Origin of the sequence: Mucilaginibacter tolerans (assembly GCF_030519375.1) — a bacterium.
GTDB lineage: Bacteria > Bacteroidota > Bacteroidia > Sphingobacteriales > Sphingobacteriaceae > Mucilaginibacter.
Window position 1 is genome coordinate 130271 of the sequence record NZ_JAUMKB010000007.1, and the last position, 18334, is coordinate 148604.

15 protein-coding genes are annotated in these 18334 nt (G+C 42.5%); 13 read left to right on the plus strand and 2 right to left on the minus strand.

Going from position 1 to position 18334, the window contains the following annotated elements; genetic code table 11:
- Positions 1-57 precede the first annotated feature (57 nt).
- Positions 58-918, minus strand: coding sequence for a transglutaminase-like domain-containing protein (locus Q3A68_RS11845; RefSeq protein WP_302901299.1), 861 nt, complete (start codon positions 916-918; stop codon positions 58-60).
- Positions 919-965: 47 nt separating this feature from the next.
- Between Q3A68_RS11845 and Q3A68_RS11850 the strand changes: the two genes are divergently transcribed.
- The gene (locus tag Q3A68_RS11850) at positions 966-1751 is read left to right on the plus strand and encodes an O-methyltransferase (RefSeq protein ID WP_302901300.1); all 786 of its coding nucleotides are present in this window, start codon (positions 966-968) and stop codon (positions 1749-1751) included.
- A 99-nt stretch (positions 1752-1850) separates the two neighbouring features.
- On the opposite strand, the gene Q3A68_RS11855 is transcribed toward Q3A68_RS11850, so the two are convergent.
- A complete protein-coding gene (locus Q3A68_RS11855) occupies positions 1851-2993 on the minus strand; it encodes a BamA/TamA family outer membrane protein (RefSeq protein ID WP_302901301.1) in 1143 nt (380 codons plus the stop codon).
- A 130-nt stretch (positions 2994-3123) separates the two neighbouring features.
- On the opposite strand from Q3A68_RS11855, the gene Q3A68_RS11860 reads away from it, so the two are divergent.
- The 12 genes from Q3A68_RS11860 to Q3A68_RS11915 all read left to right on the plus strand — a co-directional run bounded on the left by Q3A68_RS11860 (position 3124) and on the right by Q3A68_RS11915 (position 18330).
- Positions 3124-4104: a deoxyhypusine synthase family protein gene (locus tag Q3A68_RS11860; protein ID WP_302901302.1), complete on the plus strand. Its 981-nt coding sequence runs from the start codon at positions 3124-3126 to the stop codon at positions 4102-4104.
- Positions 4105-4359: 255 nt separating this feature from the next.
- Positions 4360-5640 carry a c-type cytochrome gene (locus Q3A68_RS11865; RefSeq protein ID WP_302901303.1) on the plus strand — a complete coding sequence of 427 codons (1281 nt, stop codon included), beginning with the start codon at positions 4360-4362 and terminating at the stop codon, positions 5638-5640.
- A gap of 38 nt (positions 5641-5678) precedes the next feature.
- On the plus strand, positions 5679-8726 hold the full coding sequence (locus Q3A68_RS11870) for a TAT-variant-translocated molybdopterin oxidoreductase (protein WP_302901304.1): 3048 nt from the start codon (positions 5679-5681) through the stop codon (positions 8724-8726).
- A 24-nt stretch (positions 8727-8750) separates the two neighbouring features.
- Entirely contained in the window at positions 8751-10223 is a 1473-nt protein-coding gene (nrfD, locus tag Q3A68_RS11875; RefSeq protein WP_302901305.1) for an NrfD/PsrC family molybdoenzyme membrane anchor subunit, read from the plus strand.
- Between the two features lie 2 nt (positions 10224-10225).
- The gene (locus tag Q3A68_RS11880) at positions 10226-10762 is read left to right on the plus strand and encodes a DUF3341 domain-containing protein (RefSeq protein WP_302901306.1); all 537 of its coding nucleotides are present in this window, start codon (positions 10226-10228) and stop codon (positions 10760-10762) included.
- Positions 10755-11330: a c-type cytochrome gene (locus Q3A68_RS11885; RefSeq protein WP_368045671.1), complete on the plus strand. Its 576-nt coding sequence runs from the start codon at positions 10755-10757 to the stop codon at positions 11328-11330. Before Q3A68_RS11880 ends, Q3A68_RS11885 begins: the two co-directional genes overlap by 8 nt.
- 14 nt (positions 11331-11344) lie before the next feature.
- Positions 11345-12598, plus strand: a complete 1254-nt coding sequence (locus Q3A68_RS11890; RefSeq protein WP_302901308.1) for a quinol:cytochrome C oxidoreductase — start codon at positions 11345-11347, stop codon at positions 12596-12598.
- A gap of 45 nt (positions 12599-12643) precedes the next feature.
- Complete coding sequence (locus tag Q3A68_RS11895) at positions 12644-13834, plus strand: cytochrome c oxidase subunit II (protein WP_302901309.1); 1191 nt, start codon at positions 12644-12646, stop codon at positions 13832-13834.
- A 15-nt stretch (positions 13835-13849) separates the two neighbouring features.
- Positions 13850-15736 carry a cytochrome c oxidase subunit I gene (locus Q3A68_RS11900; RefSeq protein ID WP_302901310.1) on the plus strand — a complete coding sequence of 629 codons (1887 nt, stop codon included), beginning with the start codon at positions 13850-13852 and terminating at the stop codon, positions 15734-15736.
- An 83-nt stretch (positions 15737-15819) separates the two neighbouring features.
- The gene (locus tag Q3A68_RS11905; RefSeq protein ID WP_302901311.1) at positions 15820-16878 is read left to right on the plus strand and encodes a COX15/CtaA family protein; all 1059 of its coding nucleotides are present in this window, start codon (positions 15820-15822) and stop codon (positions 16876-16878) included.
- The gene (gene cyoE, locus Q3A68_RS11910) at positions 16875-17744 is read left to right on the plus strand and encodes a heme o synthase (RefSeq protein WP_302901312.1); all 870 of its coding nucleotides are present in this window, start codon (positions 16875-16877) and stop codon (positions 17742-17744) included. Before Q3A68_RS11905 ends, cyoE begins: the two co-directional genes overlap by 4 nt.
- 1 nt (position 17745) lies before the next feature.
- Positions 17746-18330: a cytochrome c oxidase subunit 3 gene (locus Q3A68_RS11915; RefSeq protein ID WP_368045672.1), complete on the plus strand. Its 585-nt coding sequence runs from the start codon at positions 17746-17748 to the stop codon at positions 18328-18330.
- Positions 18331-18334 lie beyond the last annotated feature (4 nt).

The window sequence follows — 18334 nt, forward strand, 5'->3', positions numbered from 1 at the left end:
TTTTTACTCAGAGTATACCGACTCAAATATGATTGGAATGGTTAACTGATTAACCGATCACTGATTAATTATCTCCAACAACTCATTTAACTCCGCAACTTTCTCAGCTGATCCTAAATTCTCATAAGCGCTGATGAGGTTACGCAATATGCGGCGTACGATATCTGCATTGGAGCACGGCTCATAGAATTGCTTTTCAGATTTCAGGTTCAGTTGTTTCAGGAACATATCCACATCACGGCGACCGAAAATGAACCCTTTGTTAAAAGCATTGATATAGAACAAAACACCGCCTTCAAATTCGGTTTCCATCGTTTCATCTACATAGGCGAGGATAAAGTGTTGTGGCAGATTGACACCATAAACTGGTATATCCAGCTTTTGTGCAATGATGGAATAAATAATAGCGAGTGATATCTGGTTGCCCTTTTTTGTCTCTATTACCTGGCTCAGGTAACTGTTCTGAGGGTCCTGGTGATTGGCGGTGTTGCCGCTGAAGCCATGTATGTTGTAAAAAACGTGATTAATAAGCTTCACCTGCTCCGCCGGACTGCTGTCATAGATCATCTGCAGCCAGATATCGCGCTTAATAGCTTCAATCTGGTTGATCACTTTTTGCTCATCCAGGTCAGGGTATTGATATTTGTTGATGATCAGAGCACCTTGCAGTAAGTCAAAAGCTCCGCCATGATACCATAATTTCAGTTCGTCTTTTACTATCCTGAATTGGATCTCGTGCACCAAGTTGGCAATGCGCTCCTGCTGTATGGCGTCGAATGCCTGTTCCCACGCCGACTCAAGGTATTCAATCACCTCACCTCCGTAGGAAAGAATTTTCTCATGGATATGCTCATATATTTCCCGGTCGGGATCGTCAAGCAGTTTTATTAGGGAATTAATCTCTTTTGGGTCTACCATATTTCTATGTAAGCTAAAATACTAAACCTTTCTCTATTTTTACGGCCATGTTAAATTTTAGGTTCGCGAAGGATTACCTGCTGCATCGTTTGAGGGGTAAGAACAGGCACGGAACGCATTCGCCTTTTGTTTACAGGCTTGTAGATGAGGTTATTTACGACTATAAACGCAAAGATATTTATAATGATATTGAAAGCATCCGGGCGCAACTGCTTTCTGACAATAGGGTGATAACTGTCACCGACCTGGGGGCAGGATCGTTGCTAAACAATAACAAGCAAAAAAAAATCAGTGAGATAGCTAAAAATGCTTTAAAACCACCAAAGCTTGCACAATTGCTTTACCGCCTGGTAAAAGACCAACAGCCTCACAATATAATAGAACTGGGGACTTGCCTTGGCACTACTTCTTTATATCTGAAAAGCGCTGCGCCTGCAGCCGAACTTTATACGCTGGAGGGCTGCCCTCAAACAGCGAGTGTTGCCAAGGAGGTTTTTGAAAAATCGAATATTCAAGGCATCCAACAGGTGGTTGGCAATTTTGATGACACGCTAAAAGGTGTGATCGATAGCCTTGATCAACTGGATTTTGTTTTTGTAGACGGCAATCACCAAAAAGATGCTACGCTAAAATACTTCGGATGGTGCCTGCCCAAGGTGCATGAAAATACGCTATTGATATTTGATGACATTTATTGGAGCGAAGGCATGAAAGAAGCCTGGGCACAAATAAAGGCGCACCCGCAGGTGACGGTAACTACCGATCTTTTCTGGATTGGGTTGGTATATTTTAAAAAAGGGCAGGTGAAGGAAGATTTTCTAATTAAGTTTTAAATGTGCAGATGTGCAGATGTGCAAATGTTAAAATAAAGGTTAATCGAAATGCAGTCAATCAAAGTTCTCTGCACATTTATTCATCTGCACATTTGCACATCAGAACGCTTGCCCCAATCCAATATAAAACCCACTCTGCCGTGCTTCGCCTTGTACTTTTTCGCCTATGCCATAATCAGCTCGTATGCTGAGGCCTTTTTCGGTGTCGAAGAAATAACGGAGACCCCCTCCGTAATTTGGTTTTAACGTATTAATAGAGAAATCGCCATGCGCAACCTCGCCGGCTCCTAAAAATCCTACAATGCCGATGCGCTCGGTGATGCGGTAGCGTAATTCGGTTTGCCCTGCAATAAAATTGCGGTCCCGGTACCTGCCGTTGTAGTAGCCACGCATCATTTCGTCGCTGCCTAATGTTGGAAGAAGATAAAATGGTGATCGTCCGCCGGTAAGGCTTTGTTCCTGAATATCCACTCCCAAGATCAGTTTTTTGCTCAACTTAAAGAATTGAGAATATTCGATATTTAAAAATCCACTTATGTAATTGTTGTTGCTCAGAATGCCGTGCATCAGGTTATAGTAAGCGGTAATGATGGCACCTTTACTAGTATAGGTATTATTGTCGCGTGTATCGAAGATCAAACTTGGACCGAAAAAAACGTTTGCACCACCTGACCGGTCCTGGACCTGCGGATCTGTTTCAAACAATGAGCTTGTTGGATCGGCATTGGTATATTTATAATTAAAGCCTCCGGCAACTGCGCCTACATATAAATTTTTCGTCACTAGCTTTTCGGCGTCTATATTAAATCTAAAACGCTTTTCATCCACCAACTCGCCATCCGCTTTTCGCGTGCTGTTACCAATACCATAAAAGTTGAATGGAAAATGGATATAGCTGACAGCTGAATACACGTGCCATTGGTTTTGAGGGGAAAAGTAAGTAGTGCTTAAACTAAAGCGGCTTTGACCCTTGGTCGTTACCGATGCATAACCGTAAACGTTGGAGACTTTGGTAATGCTTTTCTTTAGCGTGTCTGAATAAAAAGAATACAAACCCGCCCCGCCTATTTCCAATCCGGTTTCTGGAGCGGAGCTTAGCACAGGCAACACAACAAAGCTGCTATGCCGGGTACTGTCCTTATCAAAATACATTTTATTGATAAACCTGGGCAGCCATTTGATTTGAGCATTTGCTTGGAGAACGCCAAGGGAAAGAATAAATACAGTAAATAGTTTTTTCATAGGCTGCAACGGCGCGAAGATAAAACTCAAATTCGGCATAGTTGTTTACGCTGGAAGGTAATTTTGAAATTTAACAGTCAGATTAAACAAAATATCTAATTTTGCGCCCACACATTAGCAAAGCTGAACAATGAGTAACATACGAGGACCAATCTCTCAGTTTATTGAAAAAAATTATCTGCACTTTAACGCTGCAGCCTTAATGGATGCGGCCAAAGGATACGAAACCCACTTAGCTGAAGGCGGCAAAATGATGGTAACACTGGCCGGGGCAATGAGTACTGCCGAGTTAGGCATTTCTCTTGCCGAAATGATACGCCAGGATAAAATTGCGATCATTTCGTGCACCGGTGCTAACCTGGAAGAAGATATCATGAACCTGGTGGCTCATTCACACTACAAACGCGTACCAAATTATCGGGATCTGAGCCCACAAGACGAATGGGACCTGCTGGAAAACCACTACAACCGTGTAACCGATACTTGTATTCCCGAGGAAGAAGCTTTCAGGCGTTTGCAAAAACACATCCATAAAATATGGAAAGATGCTGATGATAAAGGTGAACGTTATTTTCCGCACGAATTTATGTACAAGATTTTATTGAGCGGTGAATTGGAGCAGTACTATGAGATCGACCCGAAAAACTCATGGATGCTGGCTGCTGCCGAAAAGAATCTGCCGATTGTTGTACCTGGATGGGAAGACTCAACCATGGGCAACATCTTTGCTTCCTATGTGATCAAAGGCCAGATAAAACCGACTACCATGAAGAGCGGTATCGAATATATGGCGTGGCTTGCCGACTGGTATGTAAAGAACTCAGAAGGTAAAGGAATAGGCTTTTTCCAGATAGGAGGTGGTATTGCAGGCGATTTCCCGATATGTGTTGTGCCAATGCTTTACCAGGATTTGGAAATGCAAAATATCCCGTTTTGGAGCTATTTCTGCCAGATATCTGACTCTACCACCTCCTACGGTTCATACTCGGGCGCAGTGCCTAATGAGAAGATCACCTGGGGTAAGCTGGATATCAGCACACCTAAGTTTATAGTCGAGTCAGATGCGACGATTGTTGCGCCGCTTATTTTTGCCTGGATATTAAAACAATAGTTTTATTATAAAAAAAAAGTAATATTGTATTAACAAACCCAATTGATTTCACATAAACAAAAACAGCCAAAATTCAACCTGTAAGCTATTTTTTCTGTTTATTTAGAACGATTATAAATTAGATATTACTGTCATTAATTTGTCAGCCATACTGTAATAAATTTTACTTTTGTGCCTGAAAAAGCGGGTTAAAACATACTTGATTTGTCTATTTTCATATATTAACTACAAAACTACTTAGCACAAATACGCTTTATGAGAAGTATCTCATTGATTTTAAAACAATTTTCAAGATCGGTTATCTTAATGGCAGGTCTTGCTATTTGTGGACTCACAGCATATGCCCAGGGGGACGCTTCTAAAGGCGAGGCCATTTTCAAAGCAAAATGTACTGCTTGTCATAAATTAGATCAGCGCATGACTGGCCCGGCTCTCGGTCCACAGCTGGAAACTGAAACAGATGACAAATGGCTCACCAAATGGATCCAGAATAATCAGGCGTTGATCGCTGCTAAAGATCCTAAAGCGCTTAAGATCTACAATGATTTTAACCAGGCAGCCATGACTGTTTTTGCAGACCTGTCTGATGGTGATGTTGCCAATATTATCACTTATGTGCGCACTGAGTACAAAAAACAGAAAGAGGCTGCTCCTGCAACCGCTGCTACTGCCGTGCAAGAAACAGGCCCAAGTAATTTGGTTGTTTTTGGCCTGATCGGTGTGATCATCATCGCTTTTATTGTGATCCTGGTATTAAACAAGGTAATCAGCACATTAGAGCGTTTGGTAGCCAGCAGACCTGCACTTGCTCCTGAAGAAGTTGCTGTAACAGAAGAAGGTCCTTCAAAAGGTATTTTATTGGCGAAGGCGCTTGTTAAGAATAAGAAATTTGTATTCTTTGTTTGCATTTGTGTGACCATCTTCTTTGCAAGCTGGACTTGGGTTTCTTTGTGGAACACCAACGTTCACACAGGATATCAGCCGGTTCAGCCTATTAAATTCCCTCACGATTTGCACGCAGGGGTGATGAAGATCGATTGTCAATATTGCCACTCTGGTGCATATAAATCGAAAAATGCTACTATCCCGTCATTAAATATTTGTATGAATTGCCATAAGTCAATCGACAGGCTTTCAACTAGTAAAACGCCATCGTCTGAGATCGCTAAGATTTATGATGCATTGGGTTACGATCCGGCGACCTCAAAATATGATAGCACTAAAATGCATCCTATCCAGTGGGTACGTGTTCATAACCTGCCAGATCTGGCTTACTTCAACCACTCACAACACGTGAAAGTTCAGGGCTTAAAATGCCAGACTTGCCACGGTCCGGTTGAAACCATGAAAGAGGTTTATCAATATTCACCGCTTACCATGAAATGGTGTATCCAGTGCCACAAACGCACTGAGATCAACATCAAAGGCAATGCTTACTACGAGAAAATGGAACAGGTACACGAGCTGATTAGAAAAGGCGGTAAAGTAACTGAAGCCATGATGGGCGGTATAGAGTGCGGCAAGTGCCACTATTAATAAATTATTTGAGAAACATTACAGTTTATATAGCTTAAATGGACAGCAATAAAAAATACTGGAAAGGTTTAGAAGAACTAAACAACGACCCGGAATTTGTTGAGAAAAATAAACACGAATTTGCCGAGCCTATTCCGATCGAGGATGTTCTGAGCAGCGGTGGTTTATCAAACAAAACCCCTCGCCGCGACTTTTTAAAGGCGCTTGGATTTGGTGTTGGTGCAGTTACGCTGGCTGCTTGTCAGAAAGTTCCGGTACACAAATCTATTCCTTACTTAATTAAACCTGAAGAGATAACTCCGGGTATACCTAACTATTATGTTTCTTCTTATGAAGGGCATGCCATCCTGGTTAAAACCCGTGAAGGTCGTCCTATTAAGGTTGAAGGTAACCCGAGCGACCTGTTGTCAAAAGGCGGCTTGAGTGCACAGGCGCAAGCTTCAGTATTAGATCTGTACGACTATAACCGACTGAAAAACCCTATACGTGGTGGTAGCGATACTACCTGGGAACAACTGGATGGTTTTGTAAAGAACGAATTGACTGCTATTAAAGCAGGCGGTAAAAAGATCAGAATCGTTTCATCAACTATTCACAGCCCTTCCACTCTTGCTGTAATTGCCGACTTTATAGCTGCTTATCCAAATACTAAACATGTTACCTATGATGCGGTATCTTATACCGGGATCATCCAGGCTAACCAGAACAGCTTTGGCAAAGCAGTAGTGCCGCACTACAATTTTGATAAGGCTGATGTGATTGTAAGTTTCGGTGCTGACTTCTTAGGCACATGGATATCGCCTGTTGAATTCCAGAACCAATATGTTCAGAACCGTAATAACAAATCGCTTCAAAATAAAAAGATGTCACGCCATATCCAGTTTGAATCTGGTATGAGCAACACCGGTTCAAATGCAGATACCCGCCTCCTGATTAAACCATCAGAGCAGGGTATAGCGCTGGTAAACCTATATAACGAAATCGCAGGTACTACATTGCCAGGAACCAAAGCATTAGGAAATACCAACGCTGCCAAAGCGATCAAATTAGCTGCCGCTGAATTGAAAGCTGCAAAAGGTAAAGCTTTGGTTGTATGCGGATCAAATGATGTGGCTACTCAAGTACTGGTAAATGCCATCAACTCACAGTTGGGTAGCTACGGTACAACTATCGATCTGGATAACTATTCTAATCAATATAAAGGCAACGACGCCGAGTTTGTAGAATTTGTAGCTGAAATGACCCGTGGCGAAGTTGACGCGGTGTTCTTCCTGAATACAAATCCTGCATACGATTACTATAATGCTGATGCGTTCAAAACTGCTTTGAAAAAGGTACGTCTTTCGGTATCGTTCTCAGAACGCAATGACGAGACTGCATCACTTTGTACTGCAATTGCTCCAAACCATTATTACCTTGAATCATGGGGTGATGGAAATGCAGTTGAAGGATATTACACTATAATACAACCGACAATCAACCCGGTATATGATACCCGCCAGGCTGAACAGACTTTATTATTGTGGTCTGACAATGCGGTTAAAGATTATTATACTTTCGTTAGAAATACCTGGGATAAAGAATTACAGGCAAAAGGTGGTTTAGCATCTGGCTTGAAAGGCTGGGAAGCTGTTTTACAAGCTGGTTTTGTAAAAGCTGCTGCTAAATCTGCCCAAACCTATTCATTTAGCCGCGACTTAAACGGCGTAGCGCAAACTATTCTGAACCAAAGCGGCCGTACTGCAGCAGGCGATGGTAAGTTTGAACTGGAGCTGTATCAGAACGTTGCTATTCGCGACGGTAAACGTGCCAACAACCCATGGTTGCAGGAAATGCCTGAACCAGTATCAAAAGTTACCTGGGATAACTTTGTTGCCATGTCGCCAACCGATATGAAGAGACTGGGTTACTCTCAGGGTGATATCGTAACTGTTGAAGCTCATGGTTATTCTGTGGCATTGCCTATATTATTACAGCCAGGACAAGCGCAGGGAACTATCTCAATAGCTGTCGGTTATGGTCGCACACAAGGCGGACCGGTGGCTGACGGTGTTGGTAAAAACGCATTTCCTTTCCAGACATTCCTTAATGGTACTTTTCAGGGAACAGCAACTGCATCTCTATCAAAAACGGGCGATGTGATCGTATTTGCACAGACACAAACACACCATTCATTCGAAGGCCGTGATGTGATCCGCGATACTACATTCAAACAATATCAGAAAGACCCTTCATCAAGCAGTGGTGAAGAAAGAAAACATAAAGAATACGAAAGTTTGTGGGACGAATACGAGCGCCCTACATACGATTGGGTTATGGCGATCGACCTGAATGCTTGTACTGGTTGTGGTGCCTGCGTGGTAGCTTGTAATGCTGAAAACAACATCCCTGTTGTAGGACGTGACGAGGTGCGCCGTCGTCGCGAAATGCACTGGATCCGTATCGACCGTTACTACAGCTTTAACGAAGACGGTAAAGAGATATCAGAAGAGCAGGAAATTTCAGAACTGAAAGATCTGGACAATGTATCAGTAGTGTATCAGCCTATGCTGTGCCAGCACTGCGATCACGCACCTTGCGAAACAGTTTGCCCTGTATTAGCTACCGTTCACTCATCTGAAGGTTTGAACCACATGGCTTATAACCGTTGCGTTGGTACCCGTTACTGCGCAAACAACTGTCCGTACAAAGTTCGCCGCTTTAACTGGTTTAACTACTGGAATGACGCTCGTTTTGATAACTACCTGATTAACGAACATACGCACCTGGTACTTAACCCTGATGTGGTTACCCGTTTCCGTGGTGTGATGGAAAAATGTACGATGTGTATTCAGCGTATCCAGGCTGGTAAGCTAAAAGCTAAGATTGAAAAACGCCCGGTAAAAGACGGCGATATCAAAGTAGCTTGTCAGCAAACCTGTCCTACCAACGCAATAGTATTCGGTAACAGAAATGATCCTAACTCAGAAGTTGCGAAAGCACTGAAGAGCGAAAGAACATACTATGTGCTTGAAGAACTGAACGTAAAACCGGGTATTGGTTACCAGGTAAAAGTTAGAAATACTAATACTGAGTTAGAGGCTTAATAATATAAGATAGAGATATAGAATATGGCATCTCATAATGAATCAATAATAAGGGAACCGTTAATTACCGGTAACGACATCACGTATGCTAAGATTACGAATGATGTTTTGAAACCGGTAGAAAATATGCCTACAAAAGCATGGTGGATAGGTTTCGCTGTGGCATCATTGGCTGCCTGCCTTTGGGTATTTGCAGTAAGCTGGACATTTTGGTACGGTATAGGTTCCTGGGGTTTAAATAAAACTGTAGGTTGGGCTTGGGACATCACCGGTTTCGTGTGGTGGGTAGGTATCGGTCACGCCGGAACCCTGATCTCAGCGATCCTCTTATTGTTCCGTCAAAACTGGCGTAACTCTATTAACCGTTCTGCAGAAGCGATGACGATCTTCGCGGTAATCTGCGCCGCTACATACATTGTAGCACACATGGGCCGCCCATGGATGGCTGTTTATTCACTGCCATTCCCGAACCAGTATGGTTCACTGTGGGTTAACTTTAACTCACCGCTTATCTGGGACGTGTTCGCGATATCAACATATTTCTCGGTATCATTAGTATTCTGGTACACAGGTTTGTTGCCTGATATGGCCTCAATCCGTGACCGTGCAACCGGTATCCGCCGCAGAATATATTCAGTACTTTCATTCGGCTGGACAGGTTCAGTAAAAACATGGCAGCGTTTTGAAACAGTATCGCTGATCCTGGCAGGTATATCAACTCCATTGGTACTTTCGGTACACACCATTGTATCCATGGACTTTGCTACCTCGCTCGAACCGGGCTGGCACACTACTATATTCCCGCCATATTTCGTTGCCGGTGCGATTTTCTCTGGTTTCGCAATGGTACAGACACTGTTGCTGGTGTTGCGTAAAGTGTTGGGCCTGGAGAATTATATCACCATGTTTCACATCGAATCAATGAACAAGATCATCCTTGTAACAGGTTCGATAGTAGGGGTGGCTTATTTGACTGAGTTCTTCATCGCATACTATTCAGGTGGCGAGTACGAGCAATATACTTTCTTAAATCGTTTCGTTGGCCCTTACTGGTGGGCAGGTTGTATGATGTACGGCTGTAACGTATTGATGACCCAAATGATGTGGTTCAAGAAAGTAAGAACAAATATCCCTGTATCATGGGTACTATCAATTGTAGTAAACATCGGTATGTGGTTCGAACGTTTTGTGATTATCGTAGTGTCACTTCACCGCGACTTTATTCCGTCGAGCTGGGCTATGTTTTATCCAACATGGGTTGATATGAGCATATTTATCGGTTCAATCGGCGTGTTCTTTACCTTGTTCCTGTTGTTCATCAGAGTAGCTCCATCCATCGCAATGGCCGAAGTGAAATTACTGCTGAAGAGCTCAAGCGAACAGGCTAAAAAGAAATTGATAGAAGGTGGTCATGTTGATGAGAGCCATGCTGAGTTCTATAAAGAGTCATTAACCAAATTTGACAGTGTTGAACTGTCACAATATGAAAAAGCATAATAATGAGCAGTACTAAGTTTATACTAGGCCTTTTTGATGATCCTGATGTAATGATGCATGGGATTGACAAATTACAAAAGAACAGCGTTCCTATTTACGATGTGTATACACCTATGCCTATCCACGGGATAGAATCTAAACTGGGTGTTAAGCCCTCACGTTTAGGTTATGCTGCCTTTATGTTTGGATGTTTGGGTGGAACTACCATCTTCAGTTTAGTTTATTACTTCCTGGTGCACGACTGGCCGATGAATATTGGTGGTAAGCCGGCTTTCGCAGTTCCGGATTTTATCCCGGTAACTTTCGAGTGGACCGTATTGTTTACTGCATTTGGTATGACAATCACTTTCTTCTTTGCAACGCACCTTTTCCCGGGCCGTGCGCCAAGGGTAATGGATTTCAGAGCAACGGATGACCGCTTTGTAATTGCAATTGACGCTAAAGGAAATATCCCTCACGAAGACATCACCAACATTTTAAAAGAAGCAGGGGCAGTAGAAATTAAGCATAACGACAGAAAATATGTTAGCTATGAATAAAATAAAAATATTGGGAATTGCGGTAGCTGCTGTTGCTACTACGGTTGTAATTACATCGTGCAAAGATAAAAGAAGCACCGGATGGGAATACGCCCCCAATATGTATGAACATATTGCGTATGATCCCGATCAGCCTAATCCTAACTTTAAGGATGGCAAGACGGCACAAAAACCACCTCAGGGAACTATTCCTGTTGGATTTGTAACTTTTGATTATCCAAATACCAAAGATGGGTACGAATTGGCAGGTACGGAGGTAAAAAACCCTTTACCGCAAACCCCGGCCAGCTTTGAAGAAGGTAAGGTATTGTTTGAACACTTTTGTTCACCATGCCATGGTATGAAGGGATTGGGCGACGGGCTGGTAGTTGCTCACGGATTCCCTGCTCCGCCATCTTATTCATCAGGACAATCATCACGCGGTGGCGCCATGAAAGATCTGTCTGATGGTAAAATATACCATACAATTACTTATGGTCTGAACGCAATGGGTTCTTACGCTTCGCAACTTGCACCAGAAGAGCGTTGGAAAGTAATTATGTACGTACGCCATTTACAAACTTTATAAGAATTATTATTTAGATGAAGACTCATAACAGTTTTGACGAGCAATATCAATTTACAGGAAAAATAAAAACCTGGAGTTTGGTTGCTATTGCTATTGGTGTTTTGACCATCATAGCGGGGTTTGCAACAAATCATACTGAGCAAACATTTGACAATCTGCTGTTGGTAGGTTATTATTTTACCTGCGTATGTGCAGCGGGTGTGATGTTCTGTGCTATACAGTACGCAGCACAGGCAGGTTGGTCAGCCTCTTTGCTTCGTGTACCACAAGCTTTTGGCAGGGTATTACCTATTGCCGCAGTGATCCTGATTATTATCATCATAAGCGGTTTATCAATGACGCATACAGTTGACGGACACGTTCAGCCATATTTATATGCTCGTTGGGCAACGCCTGATCTGCATGTTAAAGGTAGTGGCATATACGACCATGTTATTGCAGGCAAAGAAGGTTATTTAAATAAACCATATTTCCTTACCCGTATCATTGCTATGCTGGTTTGTTACAGCATATTTGGTTTCCTTCTGTCTAAATACTCAAACAGCGAGGATGATCTGGGCGGAATGAAATTTTATAACAAGAGTTTTGTTATCTCTGCTGTGTTCCTGGTATTATTTGGTTTTACCGTTCCGATATTTGCTTTCGATACCATCATGTCATTGGAAGCACGCTGGTTCTCTACTATGTTTGGTTGGTACAACCTGGCAGGTTTATGGGTAAGCGGTATATCAGCCATGACGCTGATTATCCTTTACCTGAGGAAACAAGGTTATATGTCATGGATCACTACAGATCACATCCATAACCTTGGCTTGTTCATGTTTGCATTCTCTATCTTCTGGACTTATCTGTGGTTTGCTCAGTTCCTGTTAACGTATTACGCCAACATACCAGAAGAATCGGCTTACTTTTTCAGGAGATGGGAACCACAGTTTATGCCTTGGTTCTGGCTGAATATCGTTATCAACTTTGCGACACCTTTGCTGGTGTTGATGCAGCGTGACTCAAAACGTTATGAAGGTGTAATTAAGGTGATGTGCGTTATCATCATCATCGGTCACTGGCTGGACTACTGGCAAATGATTATGCCGGGTACAATCGGTCCCAAAGAACACTGGTATACGGAGTTCAGTCTGCTTGAACCGGGTATCTTCATCGGTTTCGCCGGATTATTCACCTTCTGCGTACTGAATGCGCTGAGTAAGTTTAAATCGCTTATTCCTAAGAAGCACCCCTTCCTGGAAGAGAGCCTGCACCATCATATATAATTGCTAATTTTACAACGGATATAGAATACCAAACAGAATATTAAAATGGGATTCAAAAAACTTATAAATTCTAAAAAAGCTCTTTCGCTTGTGGCTGCATTCTTGCTGTTGGGCACGAATGTACTTATGGCACAGGGTACGACCAGTGCAGACCCGAAAGCTGCAGATTCAACCTCAAAAGCTGACATGTGGCTCGGCGTAGGATACTATGTGTTATTAGTATTGCTTGCCTGTGTTATCGTAGCAGTAGTAGGCAAAATCTTAAGAGTATATGATCTTAGCCTTCAGATGCAGGGTAAAAAAGGTATGAACTGGAATAATGTCATCGGCGTTATTTGTATCCTATTCCTGCTGGGTGGCTTATATGGTGTTTACTGGTCATTTGCTGTTCAAGGCAATATGATCCTTCCTGAATCAGCGTCGGCACATGGTGGTAAGATCGACTTTATGTTCTGGACTACTACCGTGATTACGATGTTTGTATTCTTTATAACACAGATATTGTTGTTTGGCTTTGCTTTCAAATACCGTGGTTCAGATAAACGCAAAGGTTACTATTATCCGCACAACAACACGATCGAAAAGGTATGGACCGTCATTCCTGCAATCGTGTTGACGATATTAGTGGTATTCGGTTTCTTTACCTGGAGATCTGTTACAAACACCGATAACTTAAAAGGCGATATTAATATTGATGTGACTGCACACCAGTTTGCCTGGGAAATACGTTACCCTGGTAAAGACGGCAGGTTAGGTCAGGTTAACTATCAATTGTATACACCAAACAACGTTCTGGGTGTAAACTTCAAAGACAGAAACAGCTTCGACGACCAGAAGGCTGATACACTGGTATTGCCGGTTAACAGAGAAGTTCGTATCAATATTCACGCACAGGATGTGATCCACAGTTTGTACATGCCACATTTCCGGGTTCAGATGAACGCGGTACCAGGCTTACCAACTTTCTTCAAATTTACACCGACCATCACTACTACAGATATGCGTAACAGGCTGGACGATCAGAAATTTGAATACTTACTATACTGTAACAAGATTTGCGGCGGCGGCCACTACAATATGCAAAAGGTAGTTCGCGTAGTTAGCGAAGCTGAATATGAAAATTGGATAGCAAGGCAAAAACCTTACCTGAGCGATCAGTTGAAAAAAGAATTGCATCTTGCGGATGCATCACAGCCAAAAAAGGCAGCAGAGAACAGGATAGCATTAAATAATTAATCAAGAATAGCGATTATGTCAACATTAGCAATTCACGATCATGGAGTAGCGGGTCACGATCACGACCACGAACATCATCATCATGATACATTTATAACCAAATACGTTTTTAGCCAGGATCACAAAATGATCGCTAAGCAATTCCTAATCACAGGTATTACTATGGCGGTTATCGCGATGCTGTTATCTATCCTTTTCAGGATCCAGCTGGCATATCCTGATAAAAGCTTCCCGTTGCTGGAAACTTTATTGGGCCGCTTTGCACCTAACGGTCGATTGGATCCTCAGTTTTACTTGTCATTGGTAACCATCCACGGTACCATCATGGTATTCTTCGTGTTAACAGCCGGATTGAGCGGTACTTTCAGTAACCTATTAATTCCATTACAGGTCGGTGCGCGTGACATGGCCTCTCCGTTTATCAATATGCTTTCGTACTGGTTCTTCTTTGCAGCCAGCGTAATTATGTTGTCATCATTCTTTATCCAAAAGGGCCCTGCAGGTGGTGGCTGGACTATCTATCCTCCATTATCAGCGTTACCAAAAGCGATGAATGGCTCTGAATTGGGTATGACCCTTTGGCTGATCAGTATGGTGTGCTTTATCGCATCATCATTGATGGGTGGTATCAACTACGTAAGTACAGTATTGAACATGCGCACCAAAGGCATGGATCTTTGGAAAATGCCACTGACAGTTTGGGCTTTTTTCCTGACTGCTATCCTTGGCGTGTTATCATTCCCTGTACTGGTTGCAGGTGTGGTATTATTAATATTCGACCGCAGCTTTGGTACCAGCTTCTATTTATCAGACATTGTCCTGAACGGTAAAATTATGCCGTACGAAGGCGGTAGCCCGATCCTGTTCCAGCACTTGTTCTGGTTCCTGGGCCACCCTGAGGTATATATCGTAATCATGCCGGCAATGGGTATATCGTCTGAAGTTATTGCGGTAAACTCACGCAAACCGATCTTCGGTTACCATGCGATGGTGTACTCGCTGATTGGTATCACCACTCTTTCGTTCATCGTATGGGGACACCATATGTTTGTAACCGGTATGAATCCGTTCTTAGGCGGTGTATTCATGATCACTACATTGATCATTGCGGTACCATCGGCAGTAAAAACATTCAACTGGCTGGCTACCTTATGGCGCGGTAATATCCGGTTCACCCCGGCTATGCTGTTCGCTATCGGATTGGTATCATTCTTCATCTCAGGCGGTATTACGGGTATATTCCTGGGTAACGCTGCCTTGGACATCAACCTGCACGATACTTATTTCGTTGTGGCTCACTTCCACCTGGTAATGGGCTCGGCAGCTATATTTGGTATGCTTGCCGGTGTCTACCACTGGTTCCCTAAAATGTTCGGCCGTTTGATGGACGAGAAATTAGGTTTCCTGCACTTCTGGTTAACATTTATCTGCGCTTATCTAGTGTTCTTCCCAATGCACTTTATGGGCCTTGATGGTGTGCCACGTCGTTATTATGCAATGACTGAGTTCCCTGCGTTTAACCATTGGTTATCTGTTAACACCTTTATTACATGGGCAGCTATCACCGCAGGTTTAGCACAGATCGCGTTTTTATACAACTTTATACATTCCATCTTCTGGGGTAAGAAAACAACTCAAAACCCATGGAATGCTAATACCCTTGAATGGACTGCTCCGGTTGAGCATATCCACGGTAACTGGCCTGGCGAAATACCAACCGTTTACCGCTGGCCATATGACTACAGCAAGCCGGGACACGATGCAGACTTTATTATGCAGACTACTCCGCTATCAGAAACTATGAGTTCTAACTTACCTCATGATTTCGAAGATAATCCTGCCGGGCTTCAGCAGTATAATGAATGGGCAAAGACACAAAGATCAAGCGAAGAAGTAAAATAATCAATTTCCTGATCTGATCTTCTTAGGGTATCTGTGCCGGAATTATTTCCCTAACAGATACCCTAATTTTTTAAAAAATATAGATGAATATAGCAGTATCCCAAAAAAGGTTTCAAAAGATCAATCTTATCACAATTGTTCTGCTTTTTGTATTGATACTTGCCGGAGGAGTTGTACGAAGCACAGGCTCAGGAATGGGCTGCCCCGACTGGCCAAAGTGTTTCGGATGCATAGTGCCGCCTACTAATGTTTCTCAGCTTCCCAAAGATTACAAACAGAAATACGTTGCCGGGCGATTAGCAAAAAATCAACGTTTTGCTAAAACATTGGATGTATTCGGATTCAGTGACCTGGCTACCCGCTTGCGCCAGGACAAATCCATATTAGTACCAGAAGAATTCAACGCAGCAAAAACCTGGGTAGAGTACATCAACAGGTTGCTGGGCGAGATAACAGGTATGGCTTTACTTTTTGCAGCCATTTATGCATTCAGCTATCGAAAAGTATGTAAGTCAATAGTAATACTTAGTATTTTTAATGTGGTACTGGTCGGTTTCCAGGCATGGTTTGGTTCTATAGTGGTTTCTACCAACCTTGTAGCCTGGACGATAACTGTGCACATGATGCTGGCATTGGCGATATTGGCTATAGCTATATTGACTTATCATATGGCCAAAACAAGCGGGAAAACCCAGCTAAAAACTACGCCTATTATTCATATCATTACTTTGATTGCCCTGCTTATATCTGTAGCCCAGATCATTTTCGGCACGGAAGTAAGAGAAAAGATCGACGCAGTATCTACCCGTTTGCGCGGGTACCGCGACGGCTGGGTAAACAGCGCCGGCCAGGTTTTCTTTCAGCATCGCGATGTGGCGATATTGGTGTTAGTGATTAATGTAATGTTATATGCTTTGATACGCCGCCATTTTAGCAGGCACTCGGTTCAGCAACAGTTAATGAGCTTTACCTTTCTGATTATTATGTTGCAGATAGTAACAGGTATTTTTCTTTCGTACCTATCGCTGCCGCCATTTGCTCAGGCGTCGCATATTTTGCTATCAAGTTTAATGTTTGGTGCACAGTTTTATTTAATGCTGAACCTGTACCGGTCAGCTAATGGGCAGGGGGTAAGCAAATGAATTGGAAGGATTTTTCAAAGCTGATTAAATTCAGACTGACATTTCTTGTGGTTTTTTCCGCATCGGTTACTTTTTTGATCGGCAGCAAAGCCAACGCACAAAATCATGGGCATATTAACTGGAAACACTGGGCTATGCTGATTGTAGGTGGTTTTCTGGTAACAGGCGCCGCTAATTGTTTCAACGAGATTATAGAGAAAGACTATGATAAACTGATGAAGCGAACCAAAGATCGCCCTATTCCGGCTGGTCACATGACTACCGGTCAGGCGCTGATTCTCGGTTTGTGTATGGCATTAGCGGGGACTTATTTATTAGGGAGCCTGAATTTGCCGACTGGTTTGTTATCTGTTTTCTCGATCTTATTTTACGCTTTCGCCTATACGCCGCTTAAGCGTGTTTCGCCAATAGCTGTATTTGTAGGAGCTATACCGGGAGCATTGGCGCCGTTTATCGGTTATGTGGCTGGTTATGGTACGGTGGATCAGATCGCACTTATTGTTTTTGGTATCCAGTTTGTATGGCAGTTCCCGCATTTTTGGGCAATTGCCTGGGTGCTGGACGACGATTATAAATTGGCAGGCTTCAGATTGTTGCCTACCGGTAAACGCGATTTGGGAAGCGCCATTATTACATTTATCAGCACAGTTATCATGTTGCCGGTTAGTTTACTGCCAACTATTTACGGGTACGGAGGATATTGGGTTTTTGGCGTATCATTAGTTTGTAGTTTACTATTTTTGTACCTCGGTTTTATGCTTTTAATTAAGCGCGACATCAAATCAGCACAAAGACTGATGTTTGGTTCGTTCTTTTATTTACCGATAGTACAATTAATGTTTTTGTTTGATTTTTTAGGAAAATGATATGATGGCTCAGATACAGCACGAAAAAGACAGGTTAGACCTGACACCGAAAAAATTTGTAATGTGGCTGTTTGTTTTTGCTTCGTTCATGATCTTCGCTGCATTTACAAGCGGGTTCATTGTATACGTAGGCGGCAAAGGACACGGAATAAACGTGATATTACCCGATGTGTTTAAATACAGCACAGCAGTAATTATTATCAGTAGTGTAACTTTATTTTTAGCATCGAGGGCGGCAAAAAGATTGGAGTTTGGAAAACAACGCCTTTTTTTGTGGCTAACATTTGCATTAGGCATACTGTTTTGTGCTATACAATTTGACGGCTGGTATATTCTGACTAACAAAATGGGAATTTACTTTGTTAATCCGAATGCCGCGCGTTCATTTATATATATACTAACCGGTGTGCATATTTTGCACATTTTTGCGGGCTTGATGTTCCTGTTAGGAGCATTGATAACAAGTTATCGCAATAAGCCACAGGCGATAAACTTATACCGAATGGAAATATCCTCAATATTTTGGCATTTTCTCGATATTATATGGATATATCTATATGTTTTTTTACTTTTGAACCAACATTAATAAC

Bases quoted from the DNA above. Each gene is read 5' to 3' on its own strand.
- Q3A68_RS11850 (WP_302901300.1), top strand. From the start codon at position 966: ATGTTAAATTTTAGGTTCGCGAAGGATTACCTGCTGCATCGTTTGAGG.
- Q3A68_RS11865 (WP_302901303.1), top strand. From the start codon at position 4,360: ATGAGAAGTATCTCATTGATTTTAAAACAATTTTCAAGATCGGTTATC.
- nrfD (WP_302901305.1), top strand. From the start codon at position 8,751: ATGGCATCTCATAATGAATCAATAATAAGGGAACCGTTAATTACCGGT.
- Q3A68_RS11845 (WP_302901299.1), bottom strand. From the start codon at position 918: ATGGTAGACCCAAAAGAGATTAATTCCCTAATAAAACTGCTTGACGAT.
- Q3A68_RS11895 (WP_302901309.1), top strand. From the start codon at position 12,644: ATGGGATTCAAAAAACTTATAAATTCTAAAAAAGCTCTTTCGCTTGTG.
- Q3A68_RS11885 (WP_368045671.1), top strand. From the start codon at position 10,755: ATGAATAAAATAAAAATATTGGGAATTGCGGTAGCTGCTGTTGCTACT.
- Q3A68_RS11880 (WP_302901306.1), top strand. From the start codon at position 10,226: ATGAGCAGTACTAAGTTTATACTAGGCCTTTTTGATGATCCTGATGTA.
- Q3A68_RS11905 (WP_302901311.1), top strand. From the start codon at position 15,820: ATGAATATAGCAGTATCCCAAAAAAGGTTTCAAAAGATCAATCTTATC.
- Q3A68_RS11855 (WP_302901301.1), bottom strand. From the start codon at position 2,993: ATGAAAAAACTATTTACTGTATTTATTCTTTCCCTTGGCGTTCTCCAA.
- Q3A68_RS11890 (WP_302901308.1), top strand. From the start codon at position 11,345: ATGAAGACTCATAACAGTTTTGACGAGCAATATCAATTTACAGGAAAA.
- Q3A68_RS11870 (WP_302901304.1), top strand. From the start codon at position 5,679: ATGGACAGCAATAAAAAATACTGGAAAGGTTTAGAAGAACTAAACAAC.
- Q3A68_RS11900 (WP_302901310.1), top strand. From the start codon at position 13,850: ATGTCAACATTAGCAATTCACGATCATGGAGTAGCGGGTCACGATCAC.
- cyoE (WP_302901312.1), top strand. From the start codon at position 16,875: ATGAATTGGAAGGATTTTTCAAAGCTGATTAAATTCAGACTGACATTT.
- Q3A68_RS11860 (WP_302901302.1), top strand. From the start codon at position 3,124: ATGAGTAACATACGAGGACCAATCTCTCAGTTTATTGAAAAAAATTAT.
- Q3A68_RS11915 (WP_368045672.1), top strand. From the start codon at position 17,746: ATGATGGCTCAGATACAGCACGAAAAAGACAGGTTAGACCTGACACCG.